The 26,131-nt window shown below is 67.7% G+C and carries 15 protein-coding genes, 1 tRNA gene, 4 pseudogenes and 1 riboswitch; of the genes and pseudogenes, 13 read left to right on the top strand and 7 right to left on the bottom strand.

The features are described 5' to 3' along the window. Positions 1-418 precede the first annotated feature (418 nt). Both R0D99_RS09715 and R0D99_RS09710 read right to left on the bottom strand, forming a co-directional pair. Positions 419-494 (bottom strand) — tRNA-Asn (locus R0D99_RS09715). A gap of 66 nt (positions 495-560) precedes the next feature. Continuing rightward, positions 561-953: a hypothetical protein gene (locus R0D99_RS09710; protein ID WP_317748052.1), complete on the bottom strand. Its 393-nt coding sequence runs from the start codon at positions 951-953 to the stop codon at positions 561-563. 26 nt (positions 954-979) lie between these two features. Then, positions 980-1,090: riboswitch (TPP riboswitch) on the top strand. Between the two features lie 94 nt (positions 1,091-1,184). Between R0D99_RS09710 and thiC the strand changes: the two are divergent. From thiC to thiS, 3 genes and pseudogenes are all read left to right on the top strand, one after another. Continuing rightward, positions 1,185-3,066, top strand: a pseudogene (gene thiC, locus R0D99_RS09705) (phosphomethylpyrimidine synthase ThiC). A gap of 63 nt (positions 3,067-3,129) precedes the next feature. Beyond that, positions 3,130-4,293, top strand: coding sequence for an FAD-dependent oxidoreductase (locus R0D99_RS09700; protein WP_317748051.1), 1,164 nt, complete (start codon positions 3,130-3,132; stop codon positions 4,291-4,293). 20 nt (positions 4,294-4,313) lie between these two features. After that, the gene (thiS, locus tag R0D99_RS09695) at positions 4,314-4,541 is read left to right on the top strand and encodes a sulfur carrier protein ThiS (protein ID WP_317748050.1); all 228 of its coding nucleotides are present in this window, start codon (positions 4,314-4,316) and stop codon (positions 4,539-4,541) included. Between the two features lie 249 nt (positions 4,542-4,790). Here the strand turns inward: thiS and yegQ are convergent, their stop codons facing one another. Next, positions 4,791-6,176, bottom strand: a complete 1,386-nt coding sequence (gene yegQ, locus R0D99_RS09690) for a tRNA 5-hydroxyuridine modification protein YegQ (protein ID WP_317748049.1) — start codon at positions 6,174-6,176, stop codon at positions 4,791-4,793. Positions 6,177-6,313: 137 nt separating this feature from the next. Between yegQ and R0D99_RS09685 the strand changes: the two genes are divergently transcribed. The 10 genes and pseudogenes from R0D99_RS09685 to R0D99_RS09640 all read left to right on the top strand — a co-directional run bounded on the left by R0D99_RS09685 (position 6,314) and on the right by R0D99_RS09640 (position 18,386). Further along, positions 6,314-6,820: a macro domain-containing protein gene (locus R0D99_RS09685; protein ID WP_317748048.1), complete on the top strand. Its 507-nt coding sequence runs from the start codon at positions 6,314-6,316 to the stop codon at positions 6,818-6,820. 240 nt (positions 6,821-7,060) lie between these two features. Next, positions 7,061-9,975, top strand: a pseudogene (locus tag R0D99_RS09680) (aconitate hydratase). Positions 9,976-10,007: 32 nt separating this feature from the next. Beyond that, positions 10,008-10,394, top strand: coding sequence for a hypothetical protein (locus R0D99_RS09675; protein ID WP_317748047.1), 387 nt, complete (start codon positions 10,008-10,010; stop codon positions 10,392-10,394). 102 nt (positions 10,395-10,496) lie between these two features. Next, positions 10,497-11,120, top strand: coding sequence for a LysE/ArgO family amino acid transporter (locus R0D99_RS09670; protein ID WP_317748046.1), 624 nt, complete (start codon positions 10,497-10,499; stop codon positions 11,118-11,120). A gap of 130 nt (positions 11,121-11,250) precedes the next feature. Continuing rightward, positions 11,251-12,456 carry an FAD-dependent monooxygenase gene (locus tag R0D99_RS09665; RefSeq protein WP_317748045.1) on the top strand — a complete coding sequence of 402 codons (1,206 nt, stop codon included), beginning with the start codon at positions 11,251-11,253 and terminating at the stop codon, positions 12,454-12,456. 340 nt (positions 12,457-12,796) lie between these two features. After that, on the top strand, positions 12,797-13,294 hold the full coding sequence (locus R0D99_RS09660; RefSeq protein ID WP_317748044.1) for an antitoxin Xre-like helix-turn-helix domain-containing protein: 498 nt from the start codon (positions 12,797-12,799) through the stop codon (positions 13,292-13,294). Between the two features lie 282 nt (positions 13,295-13,576). Beyond that, a complete protein-coding gene (locus tag R0D99_RS09655) occupies positions 13,577-14,086 on the top strand; it encodes an RES family NAD+ phosphorylase (RefSeq protein ID WP_317748043.1) in 510 nt (169 codons plus the stop codon). Between the two features lie 27 nt (positions 14,087-14,113). Continuing rightward, positions 14,114-15,110: pseudogene (locus R0D99_RS09650) on the top strand (2-hydroxyacid dehydrogenase). 69 nt (positions 15,111-15,179) lie between these two features. Next, positions 15,180-16,724 carry a DNA recombination protein RmuC gene (rmuC, locus tag R0D99_RS09645; protein ID WP_317748042.1) on the top strand — a complete coding sequence of 515 codons (1,545 nt, stop codon included), beginning with the start codon at positions 15,180-15,182 and terminating at the stop codon, positions 16,722-16,724. A 309-nt stretch (positions 16,725-17,033) separates the two neighbouring features. Continuing rightward, on the top strand, positions 17,034-18,386 hold the full coding sequence (locus tag R0D99_RS09640; RefSeq protein WP_317748041.1) for an MFS transporter: 1,353 nt from the start codon (positions 17,034-17,036) through the stop codon (positions 18,384-18,386). A gap of 47 nt (positions 18,387-18,433) precedes the next feature. On the opposite strand, the gene R0D99_RS09635 is transcribed toward R0D99_RS09640, so the two are convergent. The 4 genes and pseudogenes from R0D99_RS09635 to R0D99_RS09620 form a co-directional block, all read right to left on the bottom strand. Beyond that, positions 18,434-18,889, bottom strand: a complete 456-nt coding sequence (locus R0D99_RS09635) for a RidA family protein (protein WP_317748040.1) — start codon at positions 18,887-18,889, stop codon at positions 18,434-18,436. A 20-nt stretch (positions 18,890-18,909) separates the two neighbouring features. After that, the gene (locus R0D99_RS09630) at positions 18,910-19,842 is read right to left on the bottom strand and encodes a transglutaminase family protein (RefSeq protein WP_317748039.1); all 933 of its coding nucleotides are present in this window, start codon (positions 19,840-19,842) and stop codon (positions 18,910-18,912) included. A gap of 4 nt (positions 19,843-19,846) precedes the next feature. Further along, positions 19,847-22,465 (bottom strand): circularly permuted type 2 ATP-grasp protein, encoded by a 2,619-nt coding sequence (locus R0D99_RS09625; protein WP_317748038.1) that lies wholly within the window; start codon positions 22,463-22,465, stop codon positions 19,847-19,849. 44 nt (positions 22,466-22,509) lie between these two features. Next, positions 22,510-25,994, bottom strand: a pseudogene (locus R0D99_RS09620) (DUF2126 domain-containing protein). Positions 25,995-26,131 lie beyond the last annotated feature (137 nt).

Here is a 26,131-nt window from a genome sequence, read left to right as displayed (position 1 = left end):
AAGGTCGCCAAGGAAGCGCTGATCAAGTAGCGACGGCGCCTTGTGGGCGCCTTCACGCGCAAACCTGAATCGGTGATTCACCATGGCAACCAGCGCAGCCAGTACACCAGCATCCGTCAAGCGGCGGCAAGCGAGATGAAGAGGCAGGCGGGAGCCTGGACGCCACTGAGATCGACAGCAACTGGTGTGGCCATCGGTGGACTGATGGTGGCCCTGAACCGCAAGAAAATCCGCTGCAGCTGACCCAGTACTTTGATTGACGCGGGTTCGCCGGCGCCGACCGGCGTGCTCAAAGCTGCGTTGCCATGTCCAGCGGGTGCAGCGCTACTCAGCGAAAAATGGCAACCATATGGCCACGGCGATCAGCAAAAAGAAAAAAGCCCGCTACAAAAATGCAGCGGGCTTTCCTTGCCTTATTTGGCTCCCCGACCTGGGCTCGAACCAGGGACCTACGGATTAACAGTCCGGCGCTCTACCGACTGAGCTATCGGGGAATAGCCTCGAATTATAGCCCGAAATTTGCGCTCATTGCAGCGGCTGAAAAATTTCGTGCGATGCCGTCAGGGCTGGCCGCGTTCGCAGGCGAAAGTGAGTGCCACGCGCTCGTAGTCGGTGGCCGGGGCGCCGCGGCCGAAGATGCCGCCGCGGCTGGGCAAGCGCTCCTTGCGCACGTCGAGCATGCGCGCGGACATCGAAACGCTGGAGCAGTAGGTGATGGCCTCCTGGCGGGCCGATTCCTCGGGCGACAGATCGCCTTCGCGGTCGGTGACGGGGCCTTCGCGGTAGATGGTGCGCGCCTGTGGGTTGCCGCGCAGGGCCTGGGTCGCATCACGCTGGGCCGCGCCGGGCGTGCCATAAGCGCCACCATAGGGGTAGGGCGTGCTGCCATTGGTAACGCAGGCCGACAGCAGGGCCGTAGCGGCGCAGGTCAGGGCAAGTCGGAAGGGTGCCATGTCGATCTCCTTTTCGCGCTATTATGAACAGGCACTCCGGGGTGCGCGCGCCAAGCGAGCTGAGATGGCTGAACCGCAGCCGAACCCGTCGACTTGATCCGGTTAGTACCGGCGTAAGCAAGAGCAGTCGTCCCGCGTCATGCATCGTTGTCTTCGGTGCGTTGATGACGCAGGCGGCCCCCGGAGTCCATTGATCAACTCAGATCACAGGCACTACCCAGGAGACCGCCCATGAACGCCCCCGACAAGATCGCCCAGTTGCTTGCCCTGACGCGCGAGCCGCTGCCTGCCTCGACCAAGGGCGCCATCGCCGGCAGCCGCGCCGACATCCGCGTGCCGGTGCGCGACGTCAAGCTGACCAACGGGCGCGAGGTGTCGTTCTATGACACCTCCGGCCCGTACACTGACCCCTCCGTCATCATTGACGTGCGCAAGGGGCTTGAGCCGCTGCGCGCCAGCTGGATTGGCGAGCGCGGCGACACCGAATTGTATGAAGGCCGCCTCGCCCACATCCTGGACGATGGTGGCAAGCACGAGGCGCGCGACGCGGAGCGCATCGAGCAACTGCGCCGCGAAGCCGCCGCGCTGCAGCGCCAGCCGCGCCGCGCGAAGAGCGGCGCCAACGTCACGCAGATGCACTACGCGCGCAAGGGGATCATCACGCCCGAGATGGAATACATCGCGCTGCGCGAAAACGGCCGGCTGGAGTGGACGCGCGAGCACCTGGGCGATGCCAGGCGCGAGGCGCGCCGCAAGGGCAACCCGATGGGGGCCGTGATGCCCGATGTCATCACCCCCCGAATTCGTGCGTGACGAAGTGGCGCGTGGCCGCGCCATCATCCCGGCCAACATCAACCACCCGGAAATCGAGCCGATGATCATCGGCCGCAACTTCCGCGTGAAGATCAACGCCAACATTGGCAACAGTGCCGTCACCAGCAGCATCGAGGAAGAGGTGGAAAAGCTGGTGTGGTCGATCCGCTGGGGCGCCGACACGGTGATGGACCTCAGCACCGGCAAGAACATCCACACCACGCGCGACTGGATCATCCGCAATTCGCCCGTGCCCATCGGCACCGTGCCGATCTACCAGGCGCTGGAGAAGGTGGGCGGCATAGCCGAAGACCTGACCTGGCAAATCTTCCGCGACACGCTGATCGAGCAGGCCGAGCAGGGCGTCGACTACTTCACCATCCACGCGGGCGTGCGCCTGCCCTTCATCCACCTCACGGCCGACCGCGTGACGGGCATCGTCAGCCGGGGTGGCTCGATCATGGCCAAGTGGTGCATCGCGCATCACAAGGAAAGCTTCCTGTACACGCACTTCGAGGAAATCTGCGAGATCATGAAGGCGTACGACGTGAGCTTCAGCCTGGGCGATGGCCTGCGCCCCGGCTGCGCCAGCGACGCCAACGACGAGGCGCAATTCGCCGAACTGCACACCTTGGGCGAATTGACCCAGATCGCCTGGAAGCACGACGTGCAGACCATGATCGAAGGCCCCGGCCATGTGCCCATGCACATGATCCAGGAGAATATGACGGAGCAGCTCAAGCACTGCGGCGAGGCGCCGTTCTACACGCTGGGCCCGCTCACGATCGACATCGCGCCCGGCTACGACCACATCGCCAGCGCCATCGGCGCCGCCATGATCGGCTGGATGGGCACGGCGATGCTTTGTTATGTGACGCCCAAGGAGCACCTGGGCCTGCCCGACCGCGACGACGTGAAGCAGGGCATCATCGCCTACAAAATTGCGGCGCACGCCGCCGACGTCGCCAAGGGCCACCCCAGCGCCCGCGCGCGCGACGACGCGATCAGCAAGGCGCGCTTTGAATTCCGCTGGGAAGACCAGTTCAACCTGGGGCTGGACCCCGACACGGCGCGCGACTTCCACGACGAAACGCTGCCCAAGGACAGCAGCAAGACCGCCCACTTCTGCAGCATGTGCGGCCCCAAGTTCTGCTCCATGAAGATCACGCAGGAGGTACGCGACTACGCGGCGGCCAAGGGCGTGAGCGAGGCCGAGGCGCTGAAGGCCGGCATGGACGAAAAGTCGCAGGAGTTCGCGGCCAAGGGCGGCGAGTTCTATGTGCCGATTCACAGAGCCTGAGGTCATTTGTGGTGCAGGCGCTGGCTGGACCAGCGTCGAACGCTATGAAAATTGAAGTCATCCATGGCTGATCGACTGCGCATCGGCATTGCGGGCGCCGGCCTGCTCGGCCGACTGCTGGCGTGGCGCCTGTCGCAGGCCGGCCACCGCGTGTCGGTGTTCGACCCCGCAGTCGATGAGCGGGCTGTCGTGCGCAGCCAGGCGCCCGAACCCTACGTGCCCACGGCGGCGGGGTTTACGGCGGCGGGCATGCTCAGTCCGCTGTCAGAGCTGGACAACGCCGAGCCCGCCGTGGCAGCGCTGGGGTGGCGTTCGCTAGCGCTGTGGCCGAAGATCGCGGCGGCCTTGCCGGGCTCGCCCACGGTGACGGTCGGCGGCAGCCTGCTGGTGGCGCACCGGCCCGACCTGGGGGCCGCGCAGCGCGTGCTGGCGCGTATGCAGGCGGCGGCGGCCACGCCGGAGTGGCGCGCCGCCAGCCCGGCCGAAGGTGTGCAGACGTTGCATGCGCAGGCCTTGCGTGAGATGGAACCATCAATACAGGGGCCCGCCCACGCCTGGCTGCTACCGGGCGAAGGCTTCGTCGACACGGTGGCGATGATGAATGCTCTTTATTCAGGAGCAGACGGCGCAGACTGGCATTGGGGTCAACGCGTATTGGCCGTTGAAGCGGGCGAAGGCGGCGGCACACTTCGGCTGGCCGATGGCCGCGTGCTGGCCTTTGACGCGGTGATAGACGTGCGCGGCATCGGTGCCAAGCCTGAGCTGTCGGTGCGCGGCGTGCGCGGCGAAGTGATCTGGCTTGACTGCGCGGGTCACGGCCTCACGCGCCCGGTGCGCCTGCTGCACCCGCGCCATCGCGTGTACATCGTGCCGCGCAGTGCGCACGACGTGCTGGTGGGCGCCAGCGAGATCGAGAGCGAAGACCGATCCCCCGTCAGCCTGCGCAGCGCTGTCGAACTGATGGCCGCCGCGCACAGCGTGGTGCCCGCGCTGGCCGAGGCGCGCATCGTGAAGATGGACGTCAACCTGCGCCCCGCGCTGCCCGACAACAACCCGCGCATCGAACACAGCGGCCGCCTGCTGCGCATCAACGGCCTGTTCCGCCACGGCTGGCTGCTGGCGCCGGCGCTGCTGGAGCAGGCCGCGCGGCAAGTGTCGTGGCTGGGTTTGGCGTCACCCTTCTATGGCGTGGCGAATGCAGGTGCGCTGGCGGCCACCGACGCATGAACACGTGCGAGCCATCCCCCATGCCTGAGCCATCGATGCCGGCCGACATCTCGATCCGCCTCGACGGTGCGCCGCGATCGCTGCCGGCCGGCACCACGCTGGCCGACCTGGTCGATCAGCTGGGCCACGCGCCGCAGGGCGTCGGCACGGCGGTCAACGGTGAATTCGTCGCCCGCGCAGCGCGTGCGGGCCGCGTGCTGGCCGACGGCGACACCGTGCTGCTGTTTCAGCCCATCGTGGGCGGATAGGGTTCTGCGCGGTGTGGTGATGCACACAAGCCCGTGGTCAGTGTGGCGCACGCAATAGCGCCGCGATGGACCGGTTGCTCGAGCGCTGCAGCTGACGATTTTTCTGCCGCGCAGACGCTTCGATGCGTGGCGCCGTCAGCTTTCGCTACTGCCGCAGCGCGTCCTGCTGCTGGCGCATGCGCAGGCATCGCGGTTCTCGGCGCCGCAGTGCAGGCAGGCCAGCGCCATGGGCGTGCAGACGGGGTGAGGTCAAACCTGGGATGCCAGCGGCGCGTCGGCCAGGCGGGCAATCAAGCCGCGTTCGGCGGGGCCCTCGACCGGGATCCACACCCGCAGCGGGTTGCCGGCGGCCACGTCGATCGACTGGCCTTCGGCGTTCTTCATGACCTGCAACTGCACGGTGCGGTTGCCTTGCGGCGTGATGATCTCGATCCAGTCGCCCACGGCAAAGCGGTTCTTGGTTTCGACCTCGGCCCAGCCGTCGGCCACGCCCTTGACTTCGCCCACGAACTGGCTGCGCGTGGCGACCGAGTGGCCGGTTTCATAGTTCTGGTAATCGTTGGCGGGGCGCCGCTCCAGAAAGCCGCTGGTGTAGCCCCGGTTGGCCAAGCCTTCCAGCTCGCTGATCAGCTGCGGGTTGAACGGGCGGCCGGCCACCGCGTCGTCGATGGCGCGGCGGTAGGTTTGCGCGGTGCGGGCCACGTAGTACAGGCTCTTGGTGCGGCCTTCAACCTTGAGCGAATCGACGCCGATCCTGGTCAGCTTCTCGACCTGCTCCACCGCGCGCAAGTCCTTGCTGTTCATGATGTAGGTGCCGTGCTCATCTTCCATGATCGGCATGAGCTGGCCGGGGCGGCCTTCTTCCTCGATCAGGTACACCTTGTCGGCGGCGGGGTGGCGCTGGCCGTTGCCGCAGGTGGACTGTTCCGCTTGTTCCTGCTCGCCGCTGAAGCTGAAGCCTGCCAGCCGATCACCGCGCGCCAAAGCCTCACCCGTGTTGGGGTCGACGTCGGCGTCCATCGTCTTGTAGTTCCAGCGGCAGGCGTTGGTGCAGGTGCCCTGGTTGGGGTCGCGCCGGTTGAAGTAGCCTGACAGCAGGCAGCGCCCGCTGTAGGCAATGCACAGCGCGCCGTGCACAAACACTTCCAGCTCCATGTCGGGGCATTCCTGGCGGATCTGCTCGACTTCGGCCAGGCTGAGTTCGCGCGAGAGGATGATGCGCGCCACGCCCATGTTCTGCCAGAACTTCACCGCCGCCCAGTTGGTGGTGTTGGCCTGCACGCTCAGGTGGATGGGGATGTGCGGCCACTTCTCGCGCACCAGCATGATGAGGCCGGCATCGGCCATGATGAGCGCGTCGGGCTTCAGCGCGACCACGGGCTCCAGATCGCGCAGGTAGGTGCGCAGCTTGTCGTTGTGGGCGATCAGGTTGCTGGTGACGAAGAATTTCTTGCCGCGCGCGTGCGCCTCGGCAATGCCGGTGGCGATCTGTTCCAGGCGGAATTCGTTGTTGCGCGCACGCAGGCTATAGCGCGGCTGGCCGGCGTAGACCGCGTCGGCACCGAAGTCGTAGGCCGCGCGCATCTTGTCCAGGCTGCCCGCGGGCAGCAGCAATTCGGGGGATTTCAGCGTCATGCCGCTATTGTCGGCGTTCCGGGGTTTTTGGATGGCGGGGCCAAGCGACATGTCTTGACTCGTGTCAAGACGCGCGGTGCGGGCATGGGCTATGGTGTCCATGAAGCGATGTTTATCAACCCCACCAAGGAGAATCCATGATCCGTGAAGTCGAAGGCGACATTCTGTTGAGCGACGCTCAGGTCATCGCCCACGGCATTGCCACGCACGACCCGTTTGATTCCGGTCTGGCGCTGGCACTGCGCGAACGCTTTCCGTCCATGGTCAAGGACTACCGCCACGCCATGCACGCCCGCCAGCCTGATACGGGCGAAGTCTGGGCCTGGGGCGGCGTCAACGAAGACGGCAGTGTGCGCGGCATCGTCAACCTGCTGACCCAGGGCATGCAAAGCCAGGCCAAGTCGGCGCGCCCGGTCAAGGCCAAGCTGGAAGACGTGAACCGCGCCCTGCGCGAGCTGGCCGCGCTGGTGCGCAAGGACGGCATCAAGAGCGTGGCGCTGCCGCGCCTGGCCACGGGCGTGGGCGCGCTGGACTGGGCCGACGTCAAGCCGCTGATCCAGCAGCACCTGGGCGACCTGGGCGTGCCCGTGCTGGTGTACGAGGTGTACCGCAAGGACCAGAAGGCGGACGAAAAGCTCGCCTGACCGGCCCGCCGGTAAGCCAAGCCCCGCGCAGGCGCCCGCCTGCCGGGGCTTTTTTGCGTGCCAGTGGCTTGCGCCAGTCATTTTTTGATAGCTGACTGCGCACTACAGATAAGCGCTGGCGGCCTGTTTTGATGCTAAAACACGGGTGTAAACCCATGCCCGTGCAAAGTGCAGCGCGCGCCTGACACAATGATTGGCAACCCGGCTCGCACGGATCGCCCTATACCAAGGAGTTACGCCATGGCCACCCCCAAGACCCACGCTTTCGCCTCTACCCGCAAGTCGTTCAAGACGGCATCCGGCAAGACCGGTCAGTTCTATTCGCTGCCGGCGCTGGCCAAGCAGTTTCCCAACGTCAGCCGCCTGCCGGTGTCGCTGCGCATCGTGCTGGAAAGCGTGCTGCGCCACTGCGACGGCCGCAAGGTGACGGCCGACCACGTGGCCCAACTGGCCAACTGGCAGCCCAACGCCGCACGCACCGACGAGATCCCGTTCACTGTCGCCCGTGTGGTGCTGCAGGACTTTACCGGCGTGCCGCTGCTGGCTGACCTGGCGGCCATGCGGTCCACCGCGCAGCGCCTGGGCCGTGACCCCAAGAAGATCGAGCCGCTGGTGCCGGTCGACCTCGTCGTCGACCACTCGGTGATGATCGACTACTACGGTCGCAAGAACGCGCTCGACCTGAACATGAAGCTTGAATTCCTGCGCAACCGCGAGCGCTACGAGTTCATGAAGTGGGGCATGCAGGCCTTCGACACCTTCGGCGTGGTGCCGCCCGGCTTCGGCATCGTGCACCAGGTCAACCTTGAATACCTGGCGCGCGGCGTGCACAAGGGCGAAGGCGGGGTGTACTACCCGGACACCCTGGTGGGCACCGACAGCCACACCACCATGATCAACGGCATCGGCGTGGTCGGCTGGGGCGTGGGCGGCATCGAGGCCGAAGCCGCCATGCTGGGACAGCCGGTGTACTTCTTGACGCCCGACGTGGTGGGCTTTGAGCTGACGGGCCGCCTGCGCGAAGGATGCACGGCGACCGACCTGGTGCTCACCGTCACCGAAATCCTGCGCCGCCACAAGGTGGTGGGCAAGTTCGTCGAATTCTTTGGCGAAGGTACGCGCACGCTCAGCCTGCCGGACCGCGCCACCATCGGCAACATGGCGCCCGAATACGGCGCCACCATGGGCTTTTTTCCGGTGGACGAGCGCACGCTTGAATACTTTGAAGGCACCGGCCGCACCAAGGCCGAAATCGAGGCGTTCGAAGCGTACTTCCGCGCGCAGGGGCTGTTTGGCGTGTCCAAGCGGGGCGAGATCGACTACTCGCAGGTCGTCACGCTCGACCTCGGCGACGTCACCCCCAGCCTGGCCGGCCCCAAGCGCCCACAAGACCGCATTGAGCTGGGCCGCGTGGCCGCGCAGTTTGAGTTGCTGTTCAGCCAGCCGATGGCCGACAACGGCTTCAACCGGCCGGCCGAGGTGCTGCACACCCGCGTCGAAGTCGCGCAGGGCGACTGGCCCGACGTGGACGACCGCCCGCCGGTCACAAAGCCCACGCCCCCCCGGCGCGTCGCGCGAACTGGTCGAGATGGTGGCCAACAAGCCCACGCTCGAATCGGCGCTGGCCGAGGCCGACGTGATCGAGCGCGCGTCGCCCTACCAGTACACGCTGGGCAATGGCGATGTGCTGATCGCCGCCATCACCAGCTGCACCAACACCAGCAACCCCAGTGTGCTGCTGGCCGCGGGCCTGTTGGCCAAGAAGGCGGTCGAGGCGGGCCTGAAGGTGCAGCCGCACATCAAGACCTCGCTGGCCCCCGGCTCGCGCATCGTCACCGAATACCTGACCGAAACCGGCCTGCTGCCGTACCTCGAAAAGCTGGGCTTTGCCGTGGCCGGCTACGGTTGCACCACCTGCATCGGCAACGCGGGCGACCTGGCGCCCGAAATCAACGACGCCATCACGCGCCACGACCTGGTCTGCGCGGCCGTGCTGTCCGGCAACCGCAACTTCGAGGCGCGCATCCACCCCAACCTGAAGGCCAACTTTCTCGCCAGCCCGCCGCTGGTGGTGGCCTACGCCATCGCCGGCAGCGTGCTGACCGACCTGATGACGCAACCCGTGGGGCAGGGCACCGGCGGCAAGGACGTGTACCTGGGCGACATCTGGCCCAGCAGCGACGAAATCCATCGCCTGCTGAAGTACGCCATGAAGGGCAAGGCCTTCCGCGACAACTACGCCAAGGTCAAGACCGAGCCGGGCGAGCTGTGGGAAAACATCAACGGCCTGACCGGCGACGTGTACGACTGGCCGACGTCCACCTACATCGCCGAGCCGCCATTCTTTGCCGATTTTGCTATCGATAACGTAGCTTCTGGCGCAGGTGGGGCGGGCGCTGAAGGCTCATCTGGTGCTGAAACGGTGCGCAACGCGCGCATCATGGCGCTGTTTGGCGACAGCATCACCACCGATCACATCTCACCCGCTGGCAGCATCAAGGACACCTCGCCCGCCGGCCAGTGGCTGCTGGCCAACGGCGTGCAGAGGCCCGACTTCAACAGCTACGGCGCGCGCCGCGGCAACCACGAGGTGATGATGCGCGGCACCTTCGCCAACGTGCGCATCAAGAACCTGATGCTGCCCCCCCTGGCCGACGGCAGCCGCGAAGAGGGCGGCCTGACGATCTACCAACAGCCGGGCGAGTTGCAGGGCACCAAGCAGTTCATCTACGACGCCGCCATGAAGTACTGCGCGGCGGGCGTGCCCACGGTGGTGTTTGCCGGCGAGGAATACGGCACCGGCTCCAGCCGCGACTGGGCCGCCAAGGGCACGCAACTGCTGGGCATCAAGGCCGTGGTCGCCAAGAGCTTCGAGCGCATCCACCGCAGCAACCTGGTCGGCATGGGCGTCCTGCCGCTCCAGTTCAAGAACGGCCAATCGTGGGAATCGCTGGGCCTGAAGGGCGACGAGCAGATCGACATCACCCCCGCCGACGACCTGGCACCCATGAGCGACGCCCGCATGGTCATCACCCGCGCCGATGGGTCGAAGCACGAAACCACGCTGACGCTGCGCATCGATACGCCGATCGAGGTGGATTACTTCCGGAACGGGGGGGATCTTGCCGTATGTGTTGAGGCAGTTGCTGGGGTGATGCCGAAGGATCGGTAACGAAGTAAGGTGCTTATGTTGCCCAAGCAGGTAACGATGGTCGTTCCGGTCATTGTCCTTCTCGGCGCAGTCGTATTGGTTCTGGCGTCGGCGGTTAAACAACTCGTGAGAGAAAGCCTGGTGGCGACACTTATTGCGATCAAGCATCAGGATTCGATGCTGGTGTCGGAATGGATCGCCGGTCACTTGGCTACGGTGCAAGCGGTCAAGCGTGAATACATATGGGGAAAATCATCTCGGGAATTGCGCAAGATACCGCAAACCCGAGATCTCATTGGTGCGCTGCGACTGTGCGACATCCTGCAGTGGTTGGGTTTTGCGACTTACCCGGTGTGGGTCTTGGTGTTCTTTGTCGATACTCGGAGGCAGGAATTTCTAGAGTGGCTTGATGCGTTCCTGTAGCCCGCGTAGGCCAGAAACTCGCGGTAATTCCGCCAAACCCATCGTGATCGCCCATCGGAAATGCGGGTCTGTTCCGATCTGCACACTGAAACTTGCTCTCGGATGTTCACGATCGGCAGTCCCTTCCTCACCGGCTTCACCCTCAGCCTCTCCCTCATCGTCGCCATTGGCGCGCAAAACGCCTTCGTGCTGCGCCAGGGGCTGCGGCGCGAGCATGTCGGGGCGGTGGTGGCGGTGTGCGCGGGCTTGGATGTGGCGCTGATGGCCGGTGGCGTGTTCGGCTTGGGCGCACTGGTGCAGTCGTCGCCGCGCGCGTTGACCGTGATCGCCTGGGCCGGCGCAGCGGCGCTGGCGTTCTATGGCCTGCAGGCCTTGCGGCGCGCGCTGGTGCCGGGGCGGTTGATCGCGTCGGGTGCGGGGCAGGGCGCGTCGCGCGCGCAGGTGGTGCGGCAGGTGCTGGCCATCAGCCTGCTCAACCCGCACGTCTACATGGACACCGTGGTGCTGGTGGGCGCCGTGGGCGCGGGACAGCCTGCGGCGCTGCGGCCGGTGTTTCTGGCCGGGGCGGGCGCGGCCAGTGCGCTGTGGTTTGCGGCACTGGGCTACGGCGCGCGGCTGTTGACGCCGTTGTTCGCGCGGCCGGCGGCGTGGCGCGTGCTGGATCTGGCGGTGGCGGCGCTGATGTTCGGCATCGCCTGGCAACTGCTGGCGCGGCAGCTGTCTTGATAAAAATTTGATAGCTGTCCACGCCGGCCAGACAAGCGCTGGCGGCGCTTTTTTGTCTTTAACTTCAAGGCAGCGCACACGCTTGCGCTGCGTCAGCCAGACGCGGTGCGGGCGGCGGCACAATCGGCGCATGACGACACAACAGCTTCTGATTGCCGGTGGCGGCATTGGCGGACTGGCGGCGGCACTGGCGGTGGCGCGCGCGGGGTGGGAAGTACGCCTGTACGAGCGCGCGGCCGAATTCAGCGAGGTGGGCGCGGGCGTGCAGCTGGGCCCCAATGTCATGCGCATCCTGCAGGCCTGGGGCCTGGGCGACGAGTTGCGCGCCGTGGCCGCGTTTCCTGATCGGCTGCAGGTGCGCAATGCCACCAGCGGCGCCGACCTGGGCGCGCTGGCGCTGGGCGCCACCGCGCAGCAACGCTATGGCGCGCCTTACGCCACGGTGCACCGCGCCGATCTGCACCGCGTGCTGTGCATGGCCGCGGGCAGCCAGCCCAACGTGCACCTCAACCTGGACCATTGGCTGGCCAGCTACGCCGACGACGGCAAGGCTGTCACGCTCAGCACCGTGGCGGGGCAGCAGATCGAAGGCGACGCGCTGCTGGGCGCGGACGGCGTGTGGAGCCGTGTGCGCCAGCAGTTGCTGAACGACGGCCCGCCGCGCGTGACCGGCCACCTGGCCTACCGGACCATGCTGCGCCAGTCGGCGCTGCCCGCCGCGCTGCGCACCACGCAGGTCACCGCCTGGCTCGGCCCGCGCCTGCACGTGGTGCAGTACCCCGTGCGGCGGGGCGAGTGGATGAACGTGGTCGCCATCGTCCATGGCGACCCGCCGGCCGACGCGCAGGGCTGGGACCACGGCGCCAACGCCATCGACCTGCAGCGCGCCATGCAGGCGCACGGCGACATCTGCGCGCCGCTGCGCGAACTGATCGCTGCCGTGCCCGACGCCACCGTGAACGACCACGCCTGGCGCCTGTGGGCGCTGGCCGACCGGCCGCCGGTCGAAGGCGCCGACCAGATGGCGCGCGGCCTGGTGGCGCTGGCGGGCGACGCCGCCCACCCCATGCGCCCGTACCTGGCCCAGGGCGCCGGCATGGCCATCGAAGACGCGGCCGAACTGGCCCGCGCGCTGGCCATGGACGCCGTGGACGTGCCCACGCGCCTCAAGCGCTACGCGCTGGCGCGCTGGCAGCGCTGCGCACGCGTGCAGGCGCGCTCGATCCGCAACGGCCGCATCTTCCATTCGACCGGGCTGGTGCGCCTGGGGCGCGATGCGTCCATCCGCCTGCTGGGCGAGCGGATTCTGGACGTGCCTTGGCTGTACGCGGGGTGAGTGGATTGCGTCCAGCGGTGACTGTCTGAATACCGACGCGAAGGACGCAAAGGGTTCGCGAAGGACGCGAAAGGGAACAGCCAGAAAACTGGTTTTTGGTTTTTTTTTGCGTCCTCTGCGGAATCTTTGCGTCCTCTGCGTCCGGCTGTTTGGGGTGGGTGGTTGGGCAAACTTGCAACCCGTGCGCAATCCAGCGAAATCGGGCTTGCGCGCTTGCCTGATCAGCGCAATAAGCTATTGATTCGATAGTGAAGCCGCCTGTCAAGCCACGGCATGGGGTTCAGGGCTTGTGTTCTGTCTTGTTTGGGCATAAAATTTGTCTCTATTGATGGAGGCCGCCATGTCCGCATCGCTTTCTTCTGCCGCTGCGCCCGCCGTGTCTGACCGCCTGGGCAGCTACGCCCTGCACGGCGCTGCCACGGCGGCTTATTGGCTGTCGCCCATGGAACGCTCGCAGCGCGTCAAGCAGGGCGTGCCCGCACGCGAAGTGGTTACGCTGGCCGACGCCATGGGCCTGCCGCGTGACCAATTCATGCGCGTGCTGGGGCTGGCGCGCTCCACGGTCGAGCGCAAGATCACCCAGCGCGGCCCGCTGTCGCAGTTCGAAGGCGAAAAGCTGGTCGGCATTGAAAGGCTGATCGGCCAGGTCGACGCCATGGTGCGCGAAGCCGGCAGCGCGCCCGACAACTTCGACGCCGCCCGCTGGTTCGCCCGCTGGATGGCCGACCCGGTGCCCGCACTGGGCGGCCTGGCGCCGCAAGACCTGCTGGACACCGCCGACGGCCGCGAAGCCGTCAGCACGCTGCTGTACCAGATGAAATCCGGCGTGTATGCGTGACGCCCCTCTGAGCCGCTGCGCGCCTTCCTGCGGCTGCTGCGCTAGGAGTCTGCGCGGTAGAAGGCGTCGAAGCGAAACGCGCGAAAAACGAGGACAGCTTCGGTGTACCGACAAGCCCATAGCCGGGCTATGGGCGCCGGAGGCAGCGCCGCGATGGACCGTTTTCTCGCGCGTTGCAGCCGACGCTCCTTCTGCCGCGCAGACTCCTAGGGGGAACAACGCCAGTGGCCTGCACCACGGCCTTGCGTCTGGGGTCACGGGATGCCGTTTGGACGGTGCGTGATGGACGACGCAGCCGCCGCCGACACCATCAGCGTCTGGCGCATCGCCACCGACACGCCCGACTACACCGCCGACGACCTGAGCGGCGCCGGTGCGCGGGCCACCGGCGGCCGCTGGAACGCGCGCGGCACGCCGCTGGTCTATGCCAGCAGCTCGCGCGCGCTGGCCTGCCTTGAGACGGTGGTGCACCTGGGTGGCAGCATTGCGCTGCCGCTCAACCGCTACCTGGTGCGCATCGACATCCCGGTCGCCGCCTGGGGCCTGCGCACCGTGTTCGACGGTGGCCAGCACGTCGGCTGGGACGCCTTGCCCGCCGGCCGCGTCAGCATCGCCGGGGGCACCGCCTGGGCCGCCCGGGGCGGCAGCCTGCTGGCGCAGGTGCCCTCGGTCGTCGTACCCGAAGAACACAACCTGCTCATCAACCCCGCGCACCCGCATGCGGGCCAGCTGCGCGTCACCAAGCTGCGGCGCTGGTTGTATGACCCGCGCGCGCTGCGTGCGCCGGCATGAACGCGGGGCCATCCCTAGAATGGCCTCATGAATACCGCAGCACGCCCCCACATCCTCATCGCCCGCGCCGTCTTCCCCGAAATCATCGACAAGCTGGCCCAGCATTTCGACGTCGAAACCAACCCGTCCGACGACTTGTGGCCGCGCGATGAACTCGTCCGCCGCCTGCAAGGCAAGCACGGCGTGTTCACCACCGGCAGCGAGCGCATTGACGCCGACCTGCTCAAGGCCTGCCCCGACCTGAAAATCTGCGCCAACATGGCCGTCGGCTACAACAACTTCGACGTGCCCGCCATGACCGCCGCCGGCGTGCTGGCCACCAACGCCCCCGGAGTACTCACCGAAACCACCGCCGACATGGGCTTTGCGCTGCTGATGGCCGCCGCGCGCCGCGTGGCCGAGTCCGAGCACTTCCTGCGCGCCGGCAAGTGGGACCGCTGGGCCTACGACATGATGATCGGCCAGGACATACACGGCAGCACGCTCGGCATCCTGGGCATGGGCCGCATCGGCCAAGCAATCGCGCGGCGCGGCGCGCTTGGATTTGGCATGAAGGTCATCTACCACAACCGCTCGCGCCTGCCTGAAGGCGACGAGGCCGAAGTCAAGGCCCGCTACGTCAGCAAGGATGAGCTGCTCAAGACCGCCGACCACCTGGTGCTGGTGCTGCCGTATTCGAGGGAATCGCACCACGCCATCGGCGCCGCCGAACTGGCGCTGATGAAGCCCACCGCCACCCTGGTCAACATCGCGCGCGGCGGCATCGTCGACGACGCCGCACTGGCCCAGGCCCTGCGCGACAACCGCATCGCCGCCGCCGGCCTTGACGTGTTCGAAGGCGAACCCACTGTCCACCCCGACCTGCTCACCGTGCCCAACGTCGTGCTCACCCCCCCACATCGGCAGCGCCACCGTGCCCACGCGCAAGGCAATGGCCAATTTGGCGGCCGACAACCTGATCGGCTACCTCACGCAGGGCAAGCCGGTCACGCCGCTGAATCCCGAAGTGATTGGTTCGCGCTAGAAGATTTGAATCAAAACCGCTGCCTGCGCTTGCCAGTCCAGCGCCAGCAGCTATTGAATCAGGAGTGAGATGAGCAGTTCTTCGTGGCCCGACTGGGTGTTATGGCTGGCATTGGCGGCACTGGGGCTGAACCTTTTGCTGGTGCTGGCCTTGCTGCTCAAGCGGCCGCGGCGGCCCGACGACGTGGCGTCGCGCGGCGAGGTGCAGCAACTGGTAGGCGCCGCCGTGGGCCAGCACAGCGAGCGGCTGGAGCGTGAGTTGCGGCAAGAGATCGGCGGCAGCGCGCGCGAAGGGCGGCAGGAGCTGTCGCACGCATTGGCAACGTTTCAGGACGCGGTGGTGCGCCAGGGCGCGGAAGGCCTGCGCACGCAGAACGCGCAGGTCGACGCGCTGTCGGCGCAGCTGACGCAGTTGCGCGGCACGCTGGGCGACACGCTGGTGAATCAGCTGCAGGCGCTGGGCCTGGGTATGGCGCAGCAGGCGGCCGAGGCCACGCGCACGCAGAACGCGCAGATCGACGCTTTTGCGCAGCAGCTGGCGCACCTGCGCGGCTCGCTGTCGGAGACGTTGACGCAGCAGCTTCAATCTTTAAGTGAAACCAACGCTCGCCGCATGACCGAGGTGCGCGGCACGCTGGAGCAGCAGCTGGCGCAACTGCAGGCCGCCAACACCGCCAAGCTGGACGAAATGCGACAGACGGTGGACGAGAAGCTGCAGTCCACGCTGCAGGCGCGCCTGGGCGAATCGTTCAAGCAGGTGGCCGAGCGGCTGGAGCAGGTGCACAAGGGCCTGGGCGAGATGCAGACGCTGGCGCAGGGCGTGGGCGATTTGAAGCACCTGCTGACCAACGTGAAGACGCGCGGCATGTTCGGCGAGGCGCAACTGGCCGCGCTGCTGGAACAGGTGTTTGCGCCCGAGCAGTACGCGGCGCAGGTCTGCACGCGGCCGGGCAGCCGCAACGCGGTGGACTTCGCCATCAAGCTGCCGGGCCGCGGTGCTTCGGATTCAGGAGCGGCCAGCGCCGTCTGGCTGCCGATTGACGCGAAGTTTCCCAACGAAGACTACGAGCGCCTGCTGGACGCGCAGCAGCGCGCCGACGCGCTGGGCGCCGAGGCGGCGGCCAAGGCACTGGAGGCGCGCATCCGGCTGGAGGCGCGTGGCATGGCCGACAAGTACGTCGAGCCGCCGCACACCACCGACTTCGCCATCCTGTTTTTGCCGACCGAGGGGCTGTACGCAGAGGTGCTGCGCCGCCCCGGCCTGATGGAGGCGCTGCAGCGCGACCACCGCATCACCCTGGCCGGGCCGACCACGCTGCTGGCCATGCTCAACAGTTTGCAAATGGGTTTCAGGACGCTGGCGCTGGAAAAGCGCAGCAGCGAGGTGTGGCAAGTGCTGGGCGCGGTGAAGACCGAGTTCGGCAAGTTCGGCGGCATGCTGGACAAGGTGAAGTCGCAGGCCGACGCCGTGGTCAAGACGCTGGAGACAGCGCAGACCCGCACCAACATGATGAACCGCGCGCTCAAGAAGGTCGAGGCGCTGCCCGACGGCGAAGCCCAGGCGCTGCTGCCGGGCGTGACGGACGCGGGCGTGGGGGATGGGCAGGATGGGTGAGGGAGTGGGGCGCTCATTTTTTGAACGCAAAGGGCGCAGAGGTGACGCAAAAGTCGCAGAAGGAATTCTTGCTTCGAAAGCAAACGACTTGAAGAAATCCGTCATTCCCGCGAAGGCGGGAATCCATGCCACTATCGCCGCGACGCCTCGATACGCCGTTGGATTCCCGCCTTCGCGGGAGTGACGGAAGAGCAGTGCGTCGCTCTCGCAGGTCCAGCCGCATTTCATCGACAGGCTTTTGCGCCTTCCGCGTCACCTTAGCGCCCTTTGCGTTCAAAAAATGAGCGTCTCCACCCCGCAACCCTCCGCATGAAAAGCCGCGAACTGCTGCGCCTGGTCGCCGCGCAGGTCTGCGTGCACAGCGCCATGACGGGCGCGCGGCTGGCGGCGCCTTTGCTGGCGCTGCAACTGGGTTACAGCGCGGTGCAGGTGGGGGTACTGCTGGCGCTGTTTGCGCTGTCGCCGGTGGTGCTGGCGCTGCCGGCGGGGCGGCTGGCCGACCGGCACGGGTTGAAGCTGCCGTTGCGGCTGGCGGTGGGCGCGGCCATGCTGGGCACGGGGCTGGCCGTGCTGTGGCCGCGCTTCGGCGTGCTGTGCGCCATGGCGCTGCTGACCGGCGCGGCCGCTGGCACGGCGCAGATCAGCCTGCAGCGGCACGTGGGGCGGGCGGCGGCGCATCCGTCGGAGCTGAAGACGGTGTTCAGCTGGATCGCCATCGCGCCGGCCATGGCCAATTTTCTGGGGCCGCTGGTCACGGGGCTGCTGATCGACCACGCGGGGCCGCAGCCGGCGCATGAAACCGGCTTTCGCGCCGCCTTCGGGCTGCTGACGCTGCTGCCGCTGGCCTGCTGGGTGCTGGCGCGCGGCGCGCCCGAACAGGCGCTGCCGCCGCCCGCGCCGCGGCGCGACGCGCCGTCGGTGTGGGATCTGCTGTCGGTGCCGATGCTGCGGCGGCTGCTGGTGGTCAACTGGCTGCAGGCCATGGCGTGGGACGTGCACACCTTCGTGCTGCCGATCCTGGGGCATGAGCGCGGCCTGTCGGCGTCGACCATCGGCGCGCTGCTGGGCGCGTTCGCCATCGCGGCGGCCGGCGTGCGCATGGCACTGCCCCTGGTCGCCGAGCGCGTGGCCGAATGGCGCGTGATGTACGCCGCCACGTTGACGGCCGCGTGCACGCTGCTGATTTATCCGCTGATGCACGGCCCGCTGACGATGGGTCTGTGCTCCATTGTGCTGGGGGTGGCGCTGGGCTCGGTGCAGCCCATGGTGCTGAGCCTGCTGCACCAGGTGTCGCCGCCGCAGCGCCAGGGCGAGGCGATGGCGCTGCGGGTGATGACGATCAACTTTTCCAGCTTTCTGCTGCCCATGCTGTTCGGCTCGATCGGCACCGTCATCGGCGTGGCGGGTCTGTTCTGGCTGGTGTGCAGCGCGCTGGCGCTGGGGGCGCGGGCGATACCGCCGTTGCAGGGGGGCGGTGGCGGGCGAGGGGGATGGAGGCGCGGTATAGGGTGGGGCGTCTTGATGGATCACGCGCCGCTGGCCCTCACCCCAACCCTCTCCCAGAGGGAGAGAGAGCTTTCGAGCCTTTTTTGGCTGTTCTTTCGCGTCCTTCGCGAACCCTTGGCGTCCTTCGCGTCCGGTTTCAGGGTTTTTGGCTGGTAGCGCTTGACAGATAAGCGCGGACAGCTATCAAATAAAGAGCATCCGTGTCAGGCCACTTCCGCAATCATCTCGATCTCGACGCACGCGCCCAGCGGAATCTGCGCCACGCCAAACGCGCTGCGGGCGTGGGCGCCCTTGTCGCCGAACACTTCGCCCAGCAGGGCCGAGCAGCCGTTGGTGACCAGGTGCTGCTCGGTGTAGTCGAGCGCGCTGTTGACCAGGCTCATCACCTTGACGATGCGCTGCACGCGGTTCAGGTCGCCCACGGCGGCGTGCAGCGTGCCCAGCAGGTCGATGGCGACGGCGCGCGCGGCCAGGGCGCCTTCTTCGGTCGTCATGTTCTGGCCCAGCTTGCCCACCCAGGGCTTGCCGTCGCGGCGCGCGATGTGGCCGGACAGGAACACCAGCTGGCCCGTCTGCACAAAGGGCACGTAGGCGGCGGCCGGGACGGACACGGGCGGCAGTTGGATGCCGAGCTGCTGGAGTTTGTCGTAGACGCTCATGATGAAAAAGGTAGGTCGGGTTACAGGGGCGGCGCCTCGGCCAGCGTGGCGGCGGTGCACGGTTCCACTGTAACCCCGACGTCCAGGTGGTGGCCGCTGCCGCCGTGGATGACCCCGCGCATGGGCGAGATGTCGGCGTAGTCGCGCCCCACCGCCAGCCGCACGAAGTCTTCGCCAGGCGTGCTCCAGCCGTCGCGGTGGTTGGTCGGGTCCAGGTCGTACCAGCCGTGGCCGCCGGCCTGCGCCGCCAGGTCGGGCAGAAACACCGACACCCAGGCGTGCGATGCATCGCTGCCCACCAGCCGGGGCTGGCCGGGCGGCGGCTGCGTCAGCAGGTAGCCCGACACGTAGCGCGCCGGCACGCCCATCGACCGCAGGCAGGCCAGCATGACGTGGCTGAAGTCCTGGCACACGCCGCGCCGCTGCGCCAGCGCCTCGGCGGCGGGCGTGCTGATCTCGGTGCTGTGGCTGGCGTAGGTGAAGTCCTCGTGCACGCGCTGCATCAGCTCGCGCGCGGCGTCGATCAGCGGCCGGCCGGGCGCGAAGGACGGGCGCGCGTAGTCGGCGAACACCTCGCCGGGGTGGACGTAGGTCGAGGGGTAGATGAATTCGGCCGCCGGGTGCCATTCGGCGCCCACGTGGTAGACGAAGCTGTCGCGCACCGCGTCCCAGCTGATGGTGCTGCCGGCGGGCTCGGGGGGGTAGGTTTCGACCAGGCTGCTGGCGCGCACCAGCAGGCTGTCGTGCGAGCCGGCAATCTCGAAGAAGGTGCGCACGTTGCGGTAGACGTCGAGCGATTCGGTGATCGACGTCGGCTGCGGGCTGACCTGCAGGCGCGCGTCCAGCCGGTCCTGGCAGCGCGTGGGCGGCGGCGTCAGGTGCACCATGTGCATGGCGGTCAGCACCGCGGGCTCGTAGCGGTAGGCGGTGTCGTGCGTGATGCGCAGGCGCATGGCGTCAGGCCCCCACGCTGCGGGCCGCGTCGGCGGTGTGGGTGAAGTGGCGCAGCCCGATGTCGTTGGACAGGTGCGCGCCGACGTCGATGAAGTGCGCCAGCAGCGCCTGCAGGTGGATGAAGTCGCCAATGCGGTCGGATTCGCACAGCATCGGCAGGTCTTCGGGCAGGGGGTTGCGCAGGCGCAGCGACAGGTCTTCCAGCTGGTGCGGGTCGTTGGCGTGCAGGCGCGCCAGCAGCGTGCGCAGCCGCTGCACCACCCAGCCCAGCGAGCGCGGGTTCTGGTGGTTCAGCACCACGTGCTCGATCAGCGCGGCCATCGAGCGGCTGCGCTGGTAGCGGGCGTGGAAGGAGATGGTCGAATCGAACAGGTCCAGCACCACGCCGTGGCCCGCCGCGTCGTGCACGGCGTTGGTGTAGAAGCCCCGCGACAGCGCCACCGACAGCCAGGTCAGCCGCTCGATCTGCCGGCCGATGGTCATCAGGCGCCAGCCGTCGTCGCGCCACATGCGGTCCTGCTGCGCGCCGGTGATGGCGGCCAGCGCGCGCGACAGCTGCGTCAGCGAATGCAGGGCCTCGGCCTCGGCGTGCGCCGGGCCGCCGCGCAGCGCCGCGCCTTCACGCAGAAAGCGCTCCTCGGCTTCCTTGATGAAACCCCAGTGCTCGGGCGACAGGCGTTCGCGCAGCGCGCCGGCGGCCAGGCGCAGGCTGCGCAGCGCGTAGCCGACGCCGGGCACGTCGTCGGTGTCGGCCAGGCCGTGGATCAGCAGGTGCTCGAAGGCCGCGCGGTCGTCCAGCGGCGAAGGCGCGTCTTCGGGCACCAGGCCGGCGGTTTCGGCCAGCTGGCCCAGCCACATCAGCTGCGCCACGCTGGGTTCTTCCTCGCCGTGCAGGGCGTGCAGGGCGATGCGCGCCAGCCGGGCGCTGCTTTCGGCACGCTCGGTGTAGCGGCCCAGCCAGAACAGGTTCTCGGCCGAGCGGCTGGTGATCAGGCGCTCGCGCTGCACCAGCGCGGTGTCGGTGGGCGTGATGGGGGCCAGCGCGCTCAGGTCGAACTCGGGCGTTTCCATCGTCGGCGCATCGGCCAGCACCCAGGTGTCGGCGCTGCTGCCGCCCAGCGCCATCGTGGCCAGGCCGGCGCTTTCGCCCACCAGGCGCGTCATGCCGCCCGGCAGCACACGCCACGAGCCGGCGCCGTCGGACAGCGCGAACACGCGCAGGATGGCCGCGCGCGGCACGATGCCGGCCTGGTCGCCGGTGCGCCAGGTGGGCATCTGCGACGGCGACATGTAGGCCTGCACGGTGTGTTCCTCCGGCACGCGGCGGATGCTGTCGGCCCACGACGCCAGCACGTCGGGGCTCATCAACGGCCCCACGCCGGCCCGGAAGGTGCCGCGGCTGGTCGACCACGGGTAGGTCGGCTTGATGACGCACTGGTCCAGCCGCGGCATCACCGCACGCAGCGCGGCGGGTTCGCCGCACCACCAGGTGTGCAGGGCGGGCAGCTTCAGCTCTTCGCCCAGCAGGTGCCGCGCCAGCGCGGGCAAGAAGCCCAGCAGCGCGCTGGATTCGAGAAAGCCCGCGCCTGGTGCATTGGCCACCAGCACCGTGCCGGCGCGCACCGCCTGCAACAGGCCGGGCACGCCCAGGCGCGATTCGGGGCGCATCTCCAGCGGGTCGAGAAAGGCGTCGTCCACCCGCTTGATCAGCCCGTGCACCGGCCGCAGACCGTGCAGCGTCTTCAGGTACAGGCGCTGGTTGCGCACCGTCAGGTCGCCGCCTTCGACCAGCGTGGCGCCCAGGTAGCGCGCCAGGTACGAATGTTCGAAGTACGTCTCGTTGTACGGCCCGGGCGTGAGCAGCGCGATGTGCGAATCGGCGCCCGCCGGCACCATGGCTTTCAGGCCTTCGATGAAGCCGCGGTAGGTGTCGGCCAGGCGGCGCACGTTCATGGTTTCGAACGCGTCAGGAAACTGGGTGGACACGGCCGAGCGGTTTTCCAGCAGGTAGCCCAGGCCCGACGGCGCCTGCGTGCGCTGCGACACCACCCACCAGTGGCCGCGCGGGCCGCGCGCCAGGTCAAAGGCCACCACGTGCAGGAAGTTGCCGCCCACGGCGGGCACGCCGTGCATGGCGCGCAGGTAGTCGGGGTGGCCCTGCACCAGCGCGGCGGGCAGCAGGCCGTCTTTCAGCAGGCGGCGCTCGCCGTAGATGTCGGACATCACGGTTTCGAGCACCCGCACGCGTTGCAGCACGCCCGCTTCGATCAGCGCCCAGTCGCTGGGCGGAATCAGCAGCGGAAACAGGTCCAGCGGCCAGGGGCGCTGCAGATTGACCTCGTCCGCATAGACGTTGTAGGTGACACCGTTGTCGCGCAGCTGGCGCGCCAGTTGCGCGGCGCGGCGGCTCAGTTCTTGCGGATGGGCGGGGCCGCAGTGGCGGAAGAATTCGGCCCACGCCGGCGTCAGCGGGCCACTGGCAGCGGACTCGGGCGAACCGGCCGGCGCGTGGTCCAGCGCGGGCCGGGCGTGCATTTCGTCGAAGTGGTCGGCGTCGCTCGACGGAAACTCGAAGCGGTCAGCCGACAGGGGCGCGGCAGCGGGCAGATCCGGTGCGTTCATCCTCGGGCGGGGCAGTCACGTTGCGGTCATTGTCGCATTTGCACTCAATTGGTGCGTCGCAAGTCCAGCGTGCACGGAAACTCGCGCGAGCCGGGCGCATTCAGCGTGGCGGGCGGCACATCCATCGCCCCCGCCGTGTGACCGATGGGGAAGAAGCGCGCCAGCCGGCGGCTTTCGGCTTCGTAGGCGTTGATGGGGAAGGTGTCGTAATTGCGCCCGCCCGGATGCGCCACGTGGTACTGGCAGCCGCCCACCGAGCGGCCCGACCAGGTGTCGAACACGTCGAACACCAGCGGTCCGTGCGGCTTGATCGAGGGGTGCAGCGACGACCACGGGTTCCACGCCTTGAAGCGCACGCCGGCGACGTATTCGCCTTCGACGCCCAGCGCCTGCAGCGGCAGCGCGTGGCCGTTGCAGGTGATGGCGTAGCGGCTGGGGTTGAAGCCCGCGACGCGCATCTCCAGCCGTTCCAGCGATGAATCAACGTAGCGCGCGGTGCCGCCGCCGCTGCTTTCCTCGCCCATCACGTGCCAGGGTTCCAGCGCGTTGCGCAACTCCAGCCGCATGCCCAGCACGTTCACGTCGCCGACGATGGGGAAGCGGAACTCGAAATGCGGCGCAAACCACGCGCTGTCAAAGGCGTAGCCGACGCGCCGCATATCGGCCATCACGTCCTCGAAGTCCTGGTGGATATAGGCCGGCAGCATGAAGCGGTCGTGCAGCTGCGTGCCCCAGCGCGCCGCCGGCCCGGTGTAGGGCGTGCGCCAGAAACGCGCCACCAGCGCGCGCATCAGCAACTGCTGCGCAATCGACATGCGGGCGTGCGGCGGCATCTCGAAGGCGCGCATCTCCAGCAGGCCCAGTCGGCCGGTGGGGCCTTCGGGCGAATACAGCTTGTCGATGCAGAACTCACTGCGGTGCGTGTTGCCGGTGACGTCGATCAGGATGTTGCGCAAGGATCGATCGACCAGCCAGGGCGGCATCGCCTCACCGCGTTCCTGGCGGGCCTTGTGGATCTCTTGCAGCGCAATCTCCAGCTCGTACAGCTGGTCGTTGCGCGCCTCGTCCACGCGCGGCGCCTGGCTGGTGGGGCCGATGAACAGGCCGCTGAACAGGTAGGACAGCGACGGATGGTTGTGCCAGTACAGGATCAGGCTGGCCAGCAGCTCGGGCTGGCGCAAAAACGGGCTGTCGTCGGGCGTGGCGCCGCCCAGCACAAAGTGGTTGCCGCCGCCGGTGCCGGTGTGGCGGCCGTCGGTCATGAACTTCTCGGCCGACAGGCGGCTCTCAAACGCCTGGCTGTACAGGAACTCGGTGTTGTCCACCAGCTCGCGCCAGTTCGTCACCGGCTGGATGTTGGCCTCGATCACGCCGGGGTCGGGCGTGATCTGCAGCATCTTCAGCCGCTTGTCGCGTGGTGGGGGGTAGCCTTCCATCACCACCGGCAAGTTCAGCTCGGCGGCGGTCTGCTCGATGGCGGCGACCAGCGCCAGGTAGTCCTCGACATGGTCCAGCGGCGGCATGAAGACGTACAGCAGGCTCGACTTGCCCGCCTTCAGCGCGTATTTGGCGACGGCGGCCTGGTGTGCGCTGCGCGCGGCGCGGCGGGCTTCGGCGGCCTCGTCGTCGCCCTCGATCTCGGGCAGGTCGGTGTCGGGTGTGTGCGAACGCACCGGGTCGCGCACCTCCACCACCAGTGCGGTGCGCGGCACCCAGGCGGCCGATTCGCCGCGTTCGGGCGCGCGGTCGTTGGGGTCGATTGCTTCTTTTTCAGGAGCACCCTCCGCGCTTGCATCCAGCGCATCGGACTCATCGGGCGCATAAGGGTCCTTGGGGAAGGACTTTGGCAGGTCGTCGTCGCTGACCCACGGCAGGCTGCTCAGGGGCAGCCTGAAACCCATGGGCGAATCGCCGGGCACCAGGTACAGCCGGTCGTCACGGAACCACCAGCGGCCGGTGAGCCAGCGCGGGCGCTGATCGGGCGGGACTTCGCGCAGGAAGTCGGGCGACTCTGCCAGTTGCGAGGCCGCGCGCAGCGGCAGCAGGTAGCCGATCACCTTGTCCAGCCCCTGCGTGAAGACGCGGCGCAGGCGCGCACGCTCCATCTCGTCGCCCAGCTGGCTGTTGAAAGGGTCGACGTTGATCGGCAGGCGCCGCTCGGCCTGGATGAAGTGCCACGGGTCTTCGTAACCGGGGCGGATGGTCTGCGTGCCCACGCCCAACCGCCGTGCCAGCGCGTGGATGAAGCGCTCGGCGTCCTCGGGCCGGGCGCGCTGTGGCTGGCGCTCGTCGGCCAGCAGCGCGGGGTTGTGCCACAGCGGCTGGCCGTCGGGCCGCCAGTACAGGCTGAGCGCCCAGCGCGGCAGCTGCTCGCCGGGGTACCACTTGCCCTGGCCCAGGTGCAAAAAGCCATTGGGGCCATATTTGGCCTTCAGCCGGTGCAGCAAATCGAGCGCGAACACGCGCTTGGTGGGGCCGAGCGCGGCGGTGTTCCACTCCGGCCCGTCGCGGTCGTCGATGCCGACGAAGGTGGGCTCGCCGCCCATGGTCAGGCGCACGTCGTCGGCCTGCAGTTGCACATCGACTTCGTCGCCGAGCTTCAGGATCGCGTCCCACTGCGCGTCGCTGTAGGGCAGGGTGACGCGCGGCGATTCGTGGATGCGCGTGACGGCCATGTCGTGGCGGAATTCGACCTTGGCCTCGTCCACCAGCCCCTCGATGGGCGCGGCACCGCTGGGCTGCGGCGTGCAGGCCAGCGGGATGTGGCCTTCGCCGGCCAGCAAGCCCGATGTGGGGTCCAGCCCGATCCAGCCGGCGCCGGGCAAATAGACCTCGCACCAGGCGTGCAGGTCGGTGAAGTCCACCTCGGTGCCGCTCGGCCCGTCGAGCGACTTCTGGTCGGCCTTCAGCTGGATCAGGTAGCCCGACACGAAGCGCGCCGCCAGCCCGCAATGGCGCAGCAGCTGCACCAGCAGCCAGCCCGAATCGCGGCACGAGCCGCTGGCTTTTTGCAACGTCTGCTCGGGCGTCTGCACGCCGGGTTCCATGCGGATCAGGTAGCCGATGTCGTGCTGCAGGCGCTGGTTCAGGCCGACCAGAAAGTCGATGGTGCGCTGCGGGCGGCGGTCGATGCCGGCCAGGTATTTTTCAAACAAATCGCCGTTCTGCCCGCGCGCCAGGTACGGCGCCAGCTCTTCTTTCAATAGCGGGTCGTAGCTGAAAGGGAAGTTCTCCGCCTCCGGTTCCAGAAAAAAGTCGAACGGGTTGTAGACCGCCATCTCGGCCACCAGGTCGACCGTGACCTTGAACTCGGTGGTCTTGTCGGGAAGAGCAGGCGCGCCTGCCAGTTGGCGAACGGGTCTTGCTGCCAGTTGAGGAAGTGGCTGGCCGGCTCGACTGCCAGCGAATACGAAATGATCTTGCTGCGGCAATGCGGCGCTGGGCGCAGGCGCACCACCTGCGGCCCCAGTTGCACGGGCCGGTCGTAGCGGTAGTGGGTGACGTGGTGCAGCGCGGCATGGATGGGCATGGGGTTTCCTGATCGGGTGATCCGATACGCTACGCATGCTAGCAAGCTGTGGGCCATGCCCTGTGACGAAAACCGGCCTTGACCGAGTAGGCTGATGTCCCGTCATCGCCTGTGCGCTTGCCAGGACTGCAAATCAT

Origin of the sequence: Ottowia sp. SB7-C50 (assembly GCF_033110285.1) — a bacterium.
Lineage (GTDB): Bacteria > Pseudomonadota > Gammaproteobacteria > Burkholderiales > Burkholderiaceae_C > Ottowia.
This window is presented reverse-complemented; position numbering and strand designations above follow the sequence as displayed.